Origin of the sequence: Spirosoma lacussanchae (assembly GCF_005870035.1) — a bacterium.
In the GTDB taxonomy this organism is placed as follows: Bacteria; Bacteroidota; Bacteroidia; order Cytophagales; family Spirosomataceae; genus Spirosoma; species Spirosoma lacussanchae.
In genome coordinates, this window is the sequence record NZ_SWJG01000001.1 from 425,590 (window position 1) to 440,504 (window position 14,915).

Genomic DNA, 14,915 nt, shown 5'->3' on the forward strand with positions numbered 1-14,915 from the left:
CTAAGGTGAGTACATATACTTATGAGTCAGTAAGCTGAAAAGGGAATCGTAAAGGATAACGTATATGCTATATATTTAAACTGTTAGTTAACTTTGAAATCTATATAAATACAAAATGGCCTAAATTTGGCAAAGTAATTGTACGAATCGTAACTAATGAAATTGCTTCTCGTTGTCTGTTTGCTGACGATGACCCTGGGCCTGATACCGTGCCCGAGGGTCTGTGCTGCGGCTGCTACTACGGATAGCCTGCAATTTGATCTGGACAAAGATCTGGTCGATCAGCTGTTGCCGCTCGAACAGCTCTATCAGCTGGCCCTGCAAAACTCGCCGGTCATCCGCGAGCAGAAAGCGCTGCTCGACGTACAGGTAGAGGCCAACCGGCTGGTCAGGTCGTCGTTGCTGAGTGGGGTGAACGTATCGGGGGGCTACTCGACCGGCAACCAGTCACTACTGGCTACTGGCGGCAACGCAGCCAACGCCGAAAATATTCAGGTATCGAACGGGTACCGGGCGGGCGTGCAGGCCAGTATCTCGCTGGGCACCCTGCTGGGCTACCGGGCCCGGAGTCGGCAGGAGCAGGCCGCCTATCGGTCGGCAGTGGCCAAGCAGGATGGCATCAAGCTGGGCCTGCGCCGGGAAATCAGTCAGCTGTACCAGACCATGCAGACCAATCAGAAGATCGTGAACGCCTACATCGAGCTGGAGCAGAAATCGCTGATTGCGTACCAGACGGCCGAGATCGAGTGGCGCAAAGGGCGGCTGAACGTAGACGACTACGCCGGCGCCAGCACCCGCTATACCGAAACGCACATCAAGACGGAGATCGCACGGGGTAATCTAGTGAACAACCTGTATGAGTTGAGCGCCCTGGTTGGCGTTGATATGGGTCAACTAAAAGCACGATAAGCTATGGCACTGACGATGGCTACTATTGTGCAGGTCGTTAAGCGATGGCTTCTCTGGTTATTGCTATTTCCGGCGGTGCTGACGGCTTCCGTGGCCTACTTCACGCGCGATATGCCGCTGGAGTTCACCTCTACGGCTACGGTCTATACGGGTATCGCGTCGGGCTATTCGATCACCAGTTCCGAGAGCGACCGGATCGACAATACGGCCGTCAACAACGCCTTCGACAACCTGATGACGACCATCAAGTCGCGCGAGACGTTATCGGATGTGGGGCTGCGCCTGCTGGCTCATCACCTGGTTTTGCGGCAACCCCGCCCCGATCAGCTTGGGGCCAACTCGTTCAAGGCGCTGAAAGCCCTGATGACGCCCAATCTGAAGAAAGCCATCGTGCCGGGCAACGAAGAAGCGACCTACGAGCGGCTGCTGGCCATGCTGAAGCAGCCCGAAGGCAATACAGTCAAGTCGTTACTTTACCAGTCCGGGACGCCCTATGCGGTAGAATCGATACTGGGCCGGATTACGAGCAGCCGGAAAGGCAACAGCGACATGCTCGACCTGTCCTGTAAAGGCACCGATCCGGCCATTTGCCAGCAAACACTGCTGTATCTGATCGGGAGTTTCAAGCGACGCTACACCTCGTTCAAAACCTCCGAGACCGGCAGCGTAGTGGGCTACTTTGAAGACCAGACCCAAACCGCCCTCCGTAACCTGAAAGCGGCCGAAGACCGGCTTACCAAGTACAGCATCGACAATAAAATCATCAACTACGGCGAGCAGTCGAAGTACACGGCAGCGGCTAAAGAAGGCATCACGACGGAGTATTACCAGGAAAAGCGAAACCTCGAAACAGCCAATGCAGCCCTCGGCACCCTCAACCAGCGCATTACCAATCTGGGGTCGGTACTGGTCACCAACAAAGCCTTGAACGACAAACGGGCCGAGCTGGACAAGGCCCAGACTCAGCTCTCTAACGCCATGGTGTACGGCTATTCGAAAGAAGCCATCGACAAGCTGCGGGCTACTACCAACCGCGTGTCCGACGAGCTGAAAGGCATGGTGGCCCGCTATTACGACAGTACCCATACGCTCGAGTCGGTGCCGCAGCAGGAGCTGATGGGCAAATACCTCGATAACACCCTCGAAAACCGGGGGGCTACCGTTCGGCTCAAAACCATGCAGGACCGGATCAAGGAGTTTGATCAGGTCTACGATGTCATGGCTCCCCAAGGCTCGGCCATCGGGCGGTTTCAGCGCGAAATCAGTCTGGCCGAGCGCGAGTATTTCGATGCGCTGCACAGCCTGAACCAGGCCCGGCTGCGGCAAAAAGATCTGGAAATGAGCGGGGCCATGACCGTGCTGGACGCGCCCTCGCTACCCATGAAGCCATTGCCATCGAGTCGGCGTATGCTGATCATTGCCGCCGGGCTTGGTGGGTTTGTCCTGATCCTGTCGATAGCGCTGGGTCAGGTGATGCTCAACAAGTCGATTGCGTCGCCCGAGCGGGTGGAGCCGCTGACCAGCATCCCGCTGGCGGCTGCGTTGCCCCTGCGCCTGCCCCGGCTGGAGAAATACGACCTCGACTTTGCCGAACACAGCATGCTGGAACAGTTGCGCAGCCGCATCCTGGTCGATATTCAGGAGGCCGGACTGGCCCGGCATTCGTACCACCTGATTCTGATCTTCAGCACCCGCCCCCAGCAGGGAAAAACGTGGGTGGGCAGCCGCATCAGCGACCTCTTTGCCGAATCGGGGAAGCGGGTAGCCTACCTGCGGGTCGACGAGCTGCTCAACCCGGCCACGTCGCAGGCCAAGCTGATCGCGTATCCGCAGCTGACCAACCTGGCCGATGTGGACCGGCTGGCCGAGTTCATGGAGTCGACCCCCGAGCAGACCCTGTCCGATTACGACTACATTTTTCTGGAGCTGCCCGCCCTGCTCAACACGCCGATGCCCGTACAGCTGATCGGGCAGTGCGACATGTCGGTGCTGGTGGTGAGCGCCCGCACGTCCTGGAGCCAGGCCGATCAGGAGCTGGCTACGCTGTATCGGCGGGCGGCCTACAGCCCCGTGGTGGCAGTGCTGAACGACGTTGAACCCGACCGGCTCGAAACGCTGATGGGGCCGCTAGCCAAACGCAAACGCGAACTGGCCCGGAAGAAAGAAAAGAAGGTTCGCGATAAGGCGGCCGAAAAGGCCGTCGTTAAACGGAGCTAACCCGGCCAGATTCAGTGCTTTACCCGCCATGCTACCCCTCCAGAACACAAACTCCCGAGCCAGCTACCTCGATACCCGGCCTGCGCTGCGTATCCTGAGTTCGCTGCTGGCGTTGCTGCTACTGGGAGCGCTGGTGGGCAAGGTGGTGGCCAAAGGTGGGGTACCGCTGGCGCTGGCCATGGTAGCCGGTCCACCGGCGCTCTATTACGTCATCTGTTGCTTCCGGCAGCCGAAACTAGGGCTGATCTCCAGTTTTTATTTCGGCTTTTTTCTGGGCGGGGTCAGCCGGTGGTCGCCGGTGGCGGTTCCGTTCGGGCTAACGGTCGACGGACTGCTGACCATCTCGCTGCTGGGAATTCTGTTTACGGGGCGTAAAGCCGATACGGCCCGGCTGCACAACCCGATGACGTATGCGGTGCTGATGTGGCTGATCTATACCATTCTGCAGCTGGTCAACCCCGAGTCGCGCAGTGCCGAAGCCTGGTTCTACAGCGTGCGCGGCTTTTCGTTTTACTGGCTGCAGGTGCTGATCGTGGGGGTGGTTACTATATCGCGGCTGGCCGACCTGAACCGGATTATCCGCATCTGGTCGGGCTGCTCGTTCGTGCTGGCCATCTGGTCGTTCGAGCAGCAGTACATCGGGCTGGTCGGGGCCGATAAGGTGTGGCTCGAAACGTTCGGCTATACGACCCACCTGCTGCAGGGCCAGCTCCGCAGTTTTTCCTTTGTGTCCGATGCGGGGCAGTTTGGGGCGGTCATGGCCCACATCACGGTGTTTACGCTGATCCGGGGTTTGAACGAACCAAAATGGTCGCGCAAGATCGGGCTGTTTATACTCGCCATGGTCTATTTCTGGGGGTTTGCGGTATCCGGAAGCCGCGGTCCTGTGCTGGTGCTGGGCATGGGGTTTTCTGTGTATCTGCTGCTGAAAGGCAACGTGCCGCTGCTGGTAGCCGGTGGGCTGCTGCTGCTGGGGGCCTACGGGCTGCTGAAGTTCACCCGGGTGGGGCAGAGCAATTACCAGATTCAGCGGATGCGCAGCTCGCTCGACCCCAACGACCCGTCGCTGCAGGTGCGGCTCAACAACCAGCGGACCTTCAAAATAATCATGCAGAACAAACCCTTCGGCGTAGGGCTGGGCATGACCGCTACCGGGGCTAAATACGGCGTTACGGGCGCGCTGACCGAGCTGGGAATCGATAGCTGGTACGTTCGTATCTGGCTCGAAACCGGCGTGGTGGGTCTCGTTATCTACCTGATTCCGGTGCTGCTCATGATCGTAATCGCCTTTATCAACATCCGCCGGCTGAAAGACCCGCGCCTGCGATCGACGATGGAAGCGCTGCTGTGCGGCTACGTGGGCATAGTCGGCGCTTCGTACGGTAACCAGCTGCTGGGGCAGTTTCCTACCAACCTGGTCGTGTACCTGACCATGGTACTGCTGCTGGTAGCCCCGGTGCTCGATAAAGAAGCGACCGCAGCCGCAGCTCAACCCACTGTTCGCTAGACCACAGCCAGCCTACTAATGTCTTGTACTAAAACCTGATCCGATCGAAAACCTGTACCCAATATGATTATTTCAAAAATAACGAGCGGCCTGGGCAATCAGCTTTTCCAGTACGCGCTGGCCCGGCATCTGTCCCTGAAAAATAACACCCCGCTTTACTTCGATCTTGGGTTTTACGACATGAAAAACCCGAACAATACGGCGCGTCAGTTCAAGCTCGACCATTTTCATATTCACTACAAAACCATTGCCCGGAAAACGAGCATTTACCTGGCCAAAAGCACCAAATTACTACCCAACCGGAGCCTGCCGCCGGTGGTTAGCTGGGTCCGGGAAAAGCAGCATCATTTCGATGAGTCGGTGCTGCGTAAACGGGCGGGCTGTACCATTTTACAGGGCTACTGGCAGTCGGAGAAATACTTTCGGGATGTAGCCGCCACCCTGCGCCAGGATCTGGTCTTTAAAGAAGCGACCTGCCCTGATTTTCTGCGGCAGAAACAGGCCGTGCTGGCCAGCAACCTGCCGGTATCGGTACACGTCAGGCGGGGCGATTACGTCCACCATCCCGAGTTTAGCCAGTCGTTCGGGTTTATCGGTATCGACTACTACAGAAACGCGATCGAGCAGATGAAAGCGGCCCACGGCGACTGTACGTTTTTTGTCTTCAGCGACGATACCGACTGGGTAAAAGAACATATGCAGTTCATTCCCGACCCGTACTTTGTCGACAACAAAGGCGCCGACAGCGACATCTATGATCTGGAGCTGATGAGCTTATGCCAGCATAATATCATCGCTAACAGCTCGTACAGCTGGTGGGGAGCCTGGCTCAACAACAACACCGAAAAAACGGTCATTGCGCCCCGGGTATGGTACCGGAATAAACCCGACTGGAACACCAAAGATCTGGTACCCGAGAGCTGGGTAAAGCTCTGATCTGTTGCCACACCAGTTTCATCACTTGTTTCTATGAGTACGGTCAATAAAGCCATCAACGGGGGAAAATGGATAACCAGCGCCACGGTTATCGCTACGGTATGTCAGTTTGCGCAGATTGCCGTTCTGGCGCGGCTGCTCGACCCGTCTGCGTTCGGGATTGTGAGCATCAGCACCATGATCGTGAATTTCTTCACCATATTCACCAACGTAGGCTTTTCCAACTCCATTATATCGCGGCAGGAGAGCGACCGGAAGGTGCTCTCGACGCTTTACCTGCTGAACGTGTCGCTGGGCGCGCTCATGTTCGTGGTCATTTATTTCAGCTCGCCCCTGATTATCGCCTATTATAAAGAGCCCCGCCTGGAGAAGGTAATTCAGCTGTCGTCCTGCTATTTTCTGATCGTTTACGTCGGCCAGATTTATTCGTTTATTCTCCAGAAAGAGCTGAAATTTAAGTCGGTGGCCCTCACCGATATCATCGGTACCGTAGTGGGCACGTCGGTTACTGTCTTTCTGGCCTATCAGGAGTATGAAGAGCTGTCGTTGATTTACGGCCAGCTGTCGATGCAGCTCACCAAATCGGCCATTCAGGTGCAGCAGGGCTTCCGGTTTTTCAGGCCGATGTTGTACATGAATCTGAAGTCGGCCCGCGAGCATCTGGTATACGGTATGTACAACATCGGCGACGGGTTGCTGGGCTTCATTCAGTTCAACTCCGACAATATCGTGATCGGTGGTTTGCTGGGGGTGAAGATTCTGGGGTATTACACCATTGCGTACCAGCTGGCTATTTATCCGGTTACCAAGCTCAACCCGATTATTCTGCAAATAGCGCACCCGCTGCTGGCGCGCATGAAAGAGAACAACGAGGAGTTGAAGCGATCGTACCTGAAAATTCTCGACATCATCAGCTACTGCAACATGCCGCTGCTGGCGGGGCTATTCATCACCGCCGATATCGTTATTCCGATCCTGTACGGGCCCGGCTGGGAAAGCTCCGTCGACCTGGTGCGTATTTTCGTGTTCCTGAGCTTTTTTTCGAGCATGAGCCATCCGTTGTTCATCCTGGTTTTTATCAAAGGGAAACCCAAGATTCTGTTCTACCTGAACCTGGTTACGCTGCTGATCAAAGTGCCGCTGTTATATGTGCTGGGCTCGTACTGGGGCGTAACGGGTATTGCGCTGGCGTTTTTACTGGCTACGTTCATCAATTACGTATTCAGCTTCCTGATTGCCCACCGGCTCATCGGCTCGTTCTACAGACCGTTCTTCGCCAATATCCGGCTGCCCGTCACTTTTTGCCTGGCGATGGTCTGCCTGATCCTGGTCTACAAAACCTTCGTAGGCAATACGGGGCCGGTGAACGCGGCTATGCAAATAGCCATCGGCGGGGCCGTATACGGCGGCCTGACGCTTCTATACAAGCTGTCGCTCCCCGAAATTATGGCCCTTCGTAAGGCACTTTAGCCCGGACCAGAGGGTAGGGGCGGGGCCATTGGAGGCCGGTCGATGAGTAGATACGGCTCGTTACCGCCTGATATAGTCGATTCCAATCCCTACTTGATGTATGAAATACGTATCGATTCTTCTGCTGAGCCTGTTCCTGACCGGCTCGGGACTACTGGCGCAAACCCCCGTCTGGAGTGCTGAAAAGGCAAACGCCTGGTACCAGAAGCAGGGCTGGGTGCGGGGTGCCAACTTTCAGCCGAGTACGGCCATCAACCAGCTCGACATGTTTCAGGCCGCTACCTTCGACCCCAAAACCATCGATCGGGAGCTGGGCTGGGCCGAAGGGCTTGGGCTGAACGCCATGCGCGTATACCTGCACCACGTTGCCTGGACCAGTGATCAGGCGGGGTTTAAAAAACGCCTGGACCAGTACCTCCAGATTGCCAGCCGACACGGCATCAAAACCATTCTGGTCTTTTTCGACGACTGCTGGAATGACGAATACCGGCCCGGCAAACAGCCCGACCCTAAACCCGGTGTTCACAACAGCGGCTGGGTACGCGACCCCGGCACCATGATTCACCAGCATCCTGACAGTCTGGCCATGCTGGAGCGGTACGTCAAAGACGTGATGACGACCTTCAAAAACGACGAGCGCGTGCTGCTCTGGGACCTGTACAACGAACCGGGCAACAGTCAGTATTTCGACCGGAGCCTGCCCCTGCTGAAAGCCGTGTTTGGCTGGGCCAAAGCCGTTAATCCGTCGCAGCCCGTCAGCGCCGGGGTCTGGAGCTGGGGCGATAAGTTTACCGAGCTGAACAAATTCCAGCTGGAAAACTCGGACGTGATCACCTACCACCACTACGGCTACATCGACCGGCATCAGGAGCTGATCCGCGACCTGCGCCAATACAACCGACCGCTGATCTGTACCGAATACATGGCCCGGAAGAACGGCAGCCTGTTTCAGACGATCATGCCGATGCTGAAGCAAGAGAACGTAGGGGCTATCAACTGGGGCTTTGTGGCGGGTAAGACCAACACCATCTTCGCCTGGGGAACGCCCGTACCCAGCGGGAAAGAGCCGGAGCTATGGTTCCACGACATCTACCGCCCCGACGGCACCCCCTTCAGTGGAAATGAAATCAGTACGATCAGGGCGCTGACCGGTAAGCAATAGAACCCGCCCCCGTTTGGACCAGAAACGCCCCGCCCCGATGCCCGGAACATGTATTAAGTCAGTTCAAAAATAGCGAGCTTTCATCTTAGCCCGTCAGAGTCTCCCCAGCGCAGCGTCGGTAAAGGTCGGTAGCAACCAGTACCGGTTAAAGCGAATAATACGTGAGGGCTTCGGCTTTTTTGGGAATGGCCTCGTAACTGGCCATCGTCTTGAGGTTGATCTCGATGGTGTTGGCAATGGTCGTTACGGGCGTATCGGTCGGTCGGCCTTCGAACGGGTCCTGAAGCTGGATGGCGCTCTTTTCGATCAGGATAAACGCCGAACCGATCAGCGTGACCAGCGGCACATCGAGGTAATACATATCGGCGTCGAAGCAAAAGGGCAATACAGCTGCGAAGAGGTAGATAAACACCTGCATATGGAAGGTATAGGTGCGCGGGAAAACCGTATTCTTTATCCGTTCGCAGCGACCCATCGAGTCGGTAAATTTGGTAAGTGTATCGCTGAGCTGCACCATCTGGTAATCCGTCAGCTGGCCCTCGGCGTAAAGCTCCCGGATCGATTCGCCATGGGCCAGTAACAGGGCGTTCGGCTTGTTATCGGACTCCATAATTCGTTTGGTAGCGGCCGGGCTGAGGAAGTTGGTCAGATGATCGGGAATGATGTGGCCCCGCAGCGCATCGCCCAGCACATAACACCACGCACAATGGCGGTTGACGAAGCTACTGACCAGATCGTGCCGGTCGGGACTGTCGGGCAGGTACATGATCAGCTGCCGAATAAAGCTTCGGCTATCGTTGACAATGGCGCCCCAGGCAATACGCGCTTCCCACCACCGATCATATGACTGGTTGGTACGGAACGCCAGCAATAGCGAAATACAGGTACCCAGCAGGGTCGGTATGGCAATCGGTACCGTCAGGGTCCACAAACCGAGCGAAAACTTGACCAGCACAACCACATTGGCAAACAAAAAAACCAGCAGGGCCTCCCGGCGTATTTCGCGCAGGAAAAACAATACAGGAATCCGACGATTCAGTAGCATAAATAACGTTTCGTTGAGTAAGTAAAGTCAAATCCAGACAGAGCCGAACCAGAACCGGCTGCTGGCCAACTACCAAGGCTGTTAGTCCCTGTCCTGTCGGAGCGCGGAACAATCGGTAAGAACCGGTTGAGCCGTGCCGGTACCTGTATAAACTACCCGAGCTGCGGATTGATTAGAGAATCTGACGCGACGGGATCGGGCAACAACGGTTATACATACGCTTGAACAAACTGCGCCGGATGTCCCTGATAACGCCGGTATCGAATGGGTTACTGTCGGTGGGCGGGGCGTATCTTATTCCACTAAGGGCAAATGATTATCTGCCAGTGCAGCAGAGAGCAAGTGCCAGCAAACTTGGTCGTTATGAATCGAGCAGCAAACCAACCTGGCGTATTCAGCAAAGGCCAACAAAAAAGGGTTACGGTCATTGCTGACGTAACCCTTTTTTTGGTGGGAGTTGACGGGTTCGAACCGCCGACCCTCTGCTTGTAAGGCAGATGCTCTGAACCAGCTGAGCTAAACTCCCTTTTCTTGTCCCGCCCGTTGTTGTCGTTTGGGAGTGCAAATATAGCAGGCTGCTGATTGGTTTTGCAAGTGATGACTCAAAAAAAGTTGAAAAAAATAGGCCCTGCCAGACGCAGGAGCCGCTAACGGGCTGAAAATAAGCCGGGCAGGTCAGCCAAAAAGGAATGAAGAAAATTGCGTTTATCCTGGAAAAAGGCTGTCCCATACAATAAGCCTTTTTGTATACTAAGACTTCAGGATTATTATAGTTGTAGGTTTGAGTAGTTATATCGAACCACGAGCCAATGACCTCAACCTCAACTAAAACTACCCGTAAAAAGAAAGCGCCCCCCGCAACGATCCTGGTCGTTGAAGATAACCCGGACCAGTGGGGGCTGATTCGGTGGGCGTTACAAAAGCAACTGCCTGAGGTAGAACCCGTCTGGCTGACTAATATAGCCCAAACCCTGGCCTACCTGGATGCCTGCTCCGCATCGGCCGAACAGTTTCCGAAACTGGTGCTGCTGGATCTGTACCTGCCCCGGCGCGACGACGGCTGGCAGTTGCTCGAACTGATAAAAACCCACCACACCTACCGACTGATGCCGGTCGTGATTATGAGCCATTCTGACCGGGCCGAAGATATCGAGGAGTCGTACGTGCATCGCGGTACCTCCTACATGGTGAAGCCAGTCGACTACCAGCAGTGGCTCGACTATTTTCAGGCGTTCCGGCGTTACTGGTGGCATGCGGTGGTGCTGCCTACCGGTCGCTAGGGTCTTCTACTCGAAATTCAGATACAGGGTAACGCTGTGCGTGGTAAGCCGGTTAATTCCCAGGCTGGCCGCGTTAGTGCCGGGTCGGTAGAGGTTCAGCAGCCCGTGGGAGAACCGCAGCTCGGGAGCCAGCTTGAAAAACTCGAAAAACTGCTCGAACCCAACCCCGTACTCCACCGCCAGGTCCATGGTGTTGGTGCTTAACCGGCTCGCGCCCTGATTTTCCCGCCGACGCACGTTGGTTTCAACACTGAACGCGCCCCCGGCCAGCAGATACATGCGGCTGTTGTTGCGCCGTTCTGATTTGTATTTGAGCAGCAGCGGAAAATCGAGCCAGGTCGACTCGCGGGTTTCGGTGCGGGAGGTGCCGCCGGGATAATCGTACTTGACTTCGCGGCTGAACAGCGATACCGAAGGTGTCAGGCGCAGATCCCACCGGTCGTCGAGAAAGGTGTTGACCACGAACCCGACCCGGAAACTGCCGGTGTTGGGCGAATAGATTCGATAGGCCGAATCCGACGTAACGAAGGCCGGGCTGTACCCCACGCTGAATCGGGTAACGGGCGCTGCGAAGAAAAAACCGTAATGAATGGTTTTGTCGTCGTAGCGCTCGAGGTGCTTGCGAACGTACTTGTAGCCCTGGGCGCGGGCCGACAGGCAGCAGGAACTAAGCAGCAGACAAACAATCAGCGCTTGTGGCCAATGTAAATTGATGCGACGCCGAACGTAAGCGGTATCCATTTCGTGTTGGTAAAACCGGCGGCTTCGTAGATGCGCAGGAAGTCGGGACCGTCGGGAAACGCCTGCACTGATTCGGGCAGGTACGTATAGGCCGACGCGTCTTTGCTCACCGCACGCCCGATGAGCGGCAGGATGGTTCGGGAGTAAAAACCGTAGAGTTGCTTAAACGGAAACTGGCGCGGGTTCGAGAACTCCAGCACAACGCACACCCCACCCGAACGGGTAACGCGGTACATGTCGGTCAGGCCTTTCAGCAGATTCTCGAAGTTACGCACACCAAATGCAACGATGACAGCATCGAAATCATTGTCTGGCAGCGGCAAACCTTCCGAATCGCCCGACCGCATCTCGATAATATGATCGACGCCCCGCTTACGCATCTTGTCGCGCCCTACCGACAGCATACCCTCCGAAATATCCATGCCCACAATTTTCTCGGGTTTTAAGGCCAGCGCTTCGAGGGCAAAATCGCCCGTGCCGGTCGCAATGTCGAGGATGCGTTTGGGTGGCTGGGAAGAGGCTTTCCGGAGTTCGCGGATGGCCCGTTTGCGCCACAGGATGTCGATACCACCACTCAGCACATGGTTGAGCAGATCATATTTGGGCGAGATGCTGTCAAACATCTCAGCCACCTGGTCGCGCTTGGAGGTGTCTTTGTCTTTGTAGGGTACAACGGCCATTGGCGTCAGTGAGCGAAAGTGTGTATGAACGAAAGGGCGAATCGCGTCCGGCTTTTTCGCTTTCTGACAAACCGGGCGTTTGGACGGAAAGTTTCGTGCCATCGGTTCGGGATTGCGTTTCCGCGCGGTTCTGCGTAGCTTTCCCATTGACTATACAACCAGAACACATGAATCTCTTTCTGCTTCCCCTTATCTCTTTCCTGGTTTACCTCGCCCCACCCGACAAAAACGTACACCGGATTCACCAGCGGGTGCTGACGCTCGATACCCATGCCGATGCGCCCATTATGATGCAGAAAGCAGGCTTCGACGTGGGCCAGCGCCACAACACCAAAGGCAGCGGCTCCCAGATCGACTTTCCCCGCATGAAAGAAGGCAATATGGATGCCATGTTTTTTGCGGTCTATACCTCGCAGGGCCCCCGCACGCCCGAAGGCCATGCCGAAGCCAAACGAAACGCTCTTAACCAGTTTGACCTGATTCATCAGGCGCTGAAAAAATACCCGAATCTGGCCGAACTGGCCACCACGCCCGAAGACGCCTACCGCATCGAGAAAGCGGGCAAACGCGCCGTGTTTATCGGGATGGAAAACGGCTACCCGGTCGGGCAGGACCTGTCGCTGCTGAAAACCTATTACGACCTGGGGTGCCGCTACATGACGCTGACCCACTTTGCCAACAACCTCATCGGCGACTCGTCTACCGATCCGGACGGGCCGATGTACGGTGGGCTGAGCGAGTTTGGCAAGAAGGTGGTGCCCGAAATGAACCGGCTCGGCATCCTGATCGACGTTTCACACGTGGCCGACAGTACGTTTTACGACGTGCTCGAACTGTCCAAAGCCCCTGTCATCGCATCGCACTCCAACAGCCGGGCCCTCTGCGATTTTCCGCGCAACATGACCGACGAGATGATTAAGGCCATTGCAGCCAAAGGCGGGGTGGTGCAGGTCAACTTCGTGAGCGATTACCTGAAAAAGCCGTCAGAAGCGCACCGGGCTGCCAAGACCAAGATCCGGATGGCGCGCGTAGGCAAAGTCGTTACGCCCGAGATGGAAGCCCGAATGACGGCCCTGAGCGATTCGGTAGCGAAAGCCTACGCGTCGGAGCGGGCGAGTCTGGCCGATATCGTCGATCATATCGATCATATCGTAAAGCTGGTCGGCATCGACCACGTCGGCATCGGCTCTGACTTCGACGGGGGCGGGGGCGTTAACGGGCTGGAAGACGTGAGCCAGATCGAAAACCTGACTGCCGAGCTGGTACGCCGGAACTACTCCGAGACAGACATCGCCAAAATCTGGGGGGGTAACCTGCTGCGCGTGCTGGGCCAGGCAAAGGTCAGGTAAGTCGGGTAGCTCCGCTCCATTAAAAAAAGCCGCAGCATCGACAGATACTGCGGCTTTTTGTGGGCCAGCCAGGACTCGAACCTGGGACTTACTGATTATGAGTCAGGCACTCTAACCAACTGAGTTACAAGCCCGTTGCTGGTCAATTGCTCAACGTCAGCGATGCAAATTTAAGCATTTTTAGGCAGAATTGTAGCGATGGGGCTGATTTTCGGCGATCCGTTGGTAAAAAATCGGCTAAATCCTGTTCGTCTGTCTACTACTTTTGCCGCATGGCAGCGCCCAACAAGAAAAAAATCCTGAACGACCCCGTTTATGGATTCATTACCATACCGACTGAACTGCTGTTCGACCTGGTCGAGCACCCGTATTTTCAGCGGCTTCGGCGTATCAAGCAGTTAGGCCTGTCGGAGTATGTCTATCCGGGGGCGCTGCACACCCGCTTCCATCACGCGCTGGGAGCCATGCACCTGATGGGGCAGGCCATGCAGACCCTGCAGAGCAAAGGGCACCGCATCAGCGATGCCGAGTGCGAAGCCGCGCAGATCGGTATTCTGCTCCACGACATTGGGCATGGGCCCTTCTCCCACGTGCTCGAATGCTGTTTGCTCGATAACGTGCCGCACGAAGAAATTTCGTTGCTGCTCATGCATGACCTGAATGAACAGATGGGCGGGCGGCTGTCGCTGGCGATTCGGATGTTTGAAGGCACCTACGAACGGCCTTTCTTTCACCAGCTCATGTCGAGCCAGCTCGATATGGACCGGATGGATTACCTCAACCGCGATGGCTATTATACGGGCGTAGCCGAAGGGGCTATTGGCGCCGAGCGTATCATCAAGATGCTCGACCTGGTCGACGATACGCTGGTGGTAGAGGCCAAAGGAATTCTGAGCGTCGAAAATTTCCTTAATGCCCGGCGGCTGATGTACTGGCAGGTGTATCTGCATAAAACGTCGATCTGCTGCGAGTCGATGCTGGTTCAGATCCTGCGCCGGGCGCGGTTCCTGGCCCGGCAGGGCGCGGCTATCTACGCTCCCGACACGTTCCGGCTGTTTCTGGCCAACAGCATCTCGCTCGCCGAATTCCGAACCGACCGCACCTACCTGAACGCTTTCACCCGGCTCGACGATTATGATGTCTGGTCGTGCGTGAAACAATGGGCTACCCACGACGACTGGATACTGGCCACCCTCTGCCAGATGCTGCTCGACCGGCGGTTGTTCAAAATCCTGCTGTCGACGGAGCCGTTTGCAGGAGCGCTGCTGACCGAGATCGAAGGCCAGCTGCGCGAGCAGGGCCTGTCTGACGATGCTCTGTCGTACTTCCTGGTAGAGGGTCAGGCCACCAATGCCGCCTACATGCCATCTGAGGAACGGATTAGTATAAAACTGAAATCGGGCCAGGTAATCGATATAGCCGATGCATCCGATTTGTCAAATATTCAGGTGCTGACCAATATTGTTCGGCGGTATTACGTTTGCTGGGCACGGAATCTGGCCTTCAACGAGGTTGAGAAGTAAGCGCCCGGCTGAAGCTCAGTGCGGGAAAGTGCAATTTGTTAATTACCTTAGCGGCCCAAATACCCGTTGAAACAGAGCGTTCCGGAACGGGCTTTA

General features: G+C 56.0%; 12 protein-coding genes and 2 tRNA genes. 9 read left to right on the plus strand and 5 right to left on the minus strand.

Going from position 1 to position 14,915, the window contains the following annotated elements; genetic code table 11:
* Positions 1–156: 156 nt before the first annotated feature.
* From FBR45_RS01720 to FBR45_RS01745, 6 genes are all read left to right on the plus strand, one after another.
* On the plus strand, positions 157–909 hold the full coding sequence (locus FBR45_RS01720; protein ID WP_138498774.1) for a TolC family protein: 753 nt from the start codon (positions 157–159) through the stop codon (positions 907–909).
* A 3-nt stretch (positions 910–912) separates the two neighbouring features.
* Positions 913–3,126, plus strand: coding sequence for a GumC family protein (locus FBR45_RS01725; protein ID WP_138498776.1), 2,214 nt, complete (start codon positions 913–915; stop codon positions 3,124–3,126).
* Between the two features lie 28 nt (positions 3,127–3,154).
* Positions 3,155–4,633 (plus strand): O-antigen ligase family protein, encoded by a 1,479-nt coding sequence (locus FBR45_RS01730; RefSeq protein WP_138498778.1) that lies wholly within the window; start codon positions 3,155–3,157, stop codon positions 4,631–4,633.
* A 63-nt stretch (positions 4,634–4,696) separates the two neighbouring features.
* Positions 4,697–5,569, plus strand: coding sequence for an alpha-1,2-fucosyltransferase (locus FBR45_RS01735; RefSeq protein WP_138498780.1), 873 nt, complete (start codon positions 4,697–4,699; stop codon positions 5,567–5,569).
* 33 nt (positions 5,570–5,602) lie between these two features.
* A complete protein-coding gene (locus tag FBR45_RS01740; protein WP_138498782.1) occupies positions 5,603–7,039 on the plus strand; it encodes an MOP flippase family protein in 1,437 nt (478 codons plus the stop codon).
* 100 nt (positions 7,040–7,139) lie between these two features.
* Positions 7,140–8,201 carry a glycoside hydrolase family 2 TIM barrel-domain containing protein gene (locus FBR45_RS01745; protein ID WP_138498784.1) on the plus strand — a complete coding sequence of 354 codons (1,062 nt, stop codon included), beginning with the start codon at positions 7,140–7,142 and terminating at the stop codon, positions 8,199–8,201.
* A 145-nt stretch (positions 8,202–8,346) separates the two neighbouring features.
* On the opposite strand, the gene FBR45_RS01750 is transcribed toward FBR45_RS01745, so the two are convergent.
* Together FBR45_RS01750 and FBR45_RS01755 are read right to left on the minus strand one after the other, a co-directional pair.
* A complete protein-coding gene (locus FBR45_RS01750) occupies positions 8,347–9,246 on the minus strand; it encodes a bestrophin family protein (protein WP_138498786.1) in 900 nt (299 codons plus the stop codon).
* A 448-nt stretch (positions 9,247–9,694) separates the two neighbouring features.
* Positions 9,695–9,772: transfer RNA gene (locus FBR45_RS01755), tRNA-Val, on the minus strand.
* A 283-nt stretch (positions 9,773–10,055) separates the two neighbouring features.
* Here FBR45_RS01755 and FBR45_RS01760 point away from each other — a divergent pair.
* Positions 10,056–10,526: a response regulator gene (locus tag FBR45_RS01760; protein ID WP_138498788.1), complete on the plus strand. Its 471-nt coding sequence runs from the start codon at positions 10,056–10,058 to the stop codon at positions 10,524–10,526.
* A gap of 6 nt (positions 10,527–10,532) precedes the next feature.
* Here FBR45_RS01760 and porT read toward each other — a convergent pair whose 3' ends face one another.
* A complete protein-coding gene (gene porT, locus FBR45_RS01765; protein WP_138498790.1) occupies positions 10,533–11,267 on the minus strand; it encodes a type IX secretion/gliding motility protein PorT/SprT in 735 nt (244 codons plus the stop codon).
* Positions 11,213–11,947 (minus strand): bifunctional demethylmenaquinone methyltransferase/2-methoxy-6-polyprenyl-1,4-benzoquinol methylase UbiE, encoded by a 735-nt coding sequence (ubiE, locus tag FBR45_RS01770; RefSeq protein WP_138501851.1) that lies wholly within the window; start codon positions 11,945–11,947, stop codon positions 11,213–11,215. The genes porT and ubiE overlap by 55 nt, the downstream gene beginning before the upstream one ends.
* 167 nt (positions 11,948–12,114) lie before the next feature.
* On the opposite strand from ubiE, the gene FBR45_RS01775 reads away from it, so the two are divergent.
* Complete coding sequence (locus FBR45_RS01775) at positions 12,115–13,296, plus strand: dipeptidase (protein ID WP_138498792.1); 1,182 nt, start codon at positions 12,115–12,117, stop codon at positions 13,294–13,296.
* Positions 13,297–13,356: 60 nt separating this feature from the next.
* Here FBR45_RS01775 and FBR45_RS01780 read toward each other — a convergent pair.
* Positions 13,357–13,430, minus strand: a tRNA-Ile gene (locus FBR45_RS01780).
* A gap of 138 nt (positions 13,431–13,568) precedes the next feature.
* On the opposite strand from FBR45_RS01780, the gene FBR45_RS01785 reads away from it, so the two are divergent.
* Positions 13,569–14,819 (plus strand): HD domain-containing protein, encoded by a 1,251-nt coding sequence (locus FBR45_RS01785; RefSeq protein WP_138498794.1) that lies wholly within the window; start codon positions 13,569–13,571, stop codon positions 14,817–14,819.
* The last annotated feature ends 96 nt before the right edge of the window (positions 14,820–14,915 follow it).

What these genes read in the sequence shown, in the direction of transcription:
- FBR45_RS01740 (WP_138498782.1), top strand. Translation starts at nt 5,603, where the DNA reads ATGAGTACGGTCAATAAAGCCATCAACGGGGGAAAATGGATAACCAGC.
- FBR45_RS01735 (WP_138498780.1), top strand. Translation starts at nt 4,697, where the DNA reads ATGATTATTTCAAAAATAACGAGCGGCCTGGGCAATCAGCTTTTCCAG.
- FBR45_RS01775 (WP_138498792.1), top strand. Translation starts at nt 12,115, where the DNA reads ATGAATCTCTTTCTGCTTCCCCTTATCTCTTTCCTGGTTTACCTCGCC.
- FBR45_RS01730 (WP_138498778.1), top strand. Translation starts at nt 3,155, where the DNA reads ATGCTACCCCTCCAGAACACAAACTCCCGAGCCAGCTACCTCGATACC.
- FBR45_RS01745 (WP_138498784.1), top strand. Translation starts at nt 7,140, where the DNA reads ATGAAATACGTATCGATTCTTCTGCTGAGCCTGTTCCTGACCGGCTCG.
- porT (WP_138498790.1), bottom strand. Translation starts at nt 11,267, where the DNA reads ATGGATACCGCTTACGTTCGGCGTCGCATCAATTTACATTGGCCACAA.
- FBR45_RS01725 (WP_138498776.1), top strand. Translation starts at nt 913, where the DNA reads ATGGCACTGACGATGGCTACTATTGTGCAGGTCGTTAAGCGATGGCTT.
- ubiE (WP_138501851.1), bottom strand. Translation starts at nt 11,947, where the DNA reads ATGGCCGTTGTACCCTACAAAGACAAAGACACCTCCAAGCGCGACCAG.
- FBR45_RS01785 (WP_138498794.1), top strand. Translation starts at nt 13,569, where the DNA reads ATGGCAGCGCCCAACAAGAAAAAAATCCTGAACGACCCCGTTTATGGA.
- FBR45_RS01760 (WP_138498788.1), top strand. Translation starts at nt 10,056, where the DNA reads ATGACCTCAACCTCAACTAAAACTACCCGTAAAAAGAAAGCGCCCCCC.
- FBR45_RS01750 (WP_138498786.1), bottom strand. Translation starts at nt 9,246, where the DNA reads ATGCTACTGAATCGTCGGATTCCTGTATTGTTTTTCCTGCGCGAAATA.
- FBR45_RS01720 (WP_138498774.1), top strand. Translation starts at nt 157, where the DNA reads ATGAAATTGCTTCTCGTTGTCTGTTTGCTGACGATGACCCTGGGCCTG.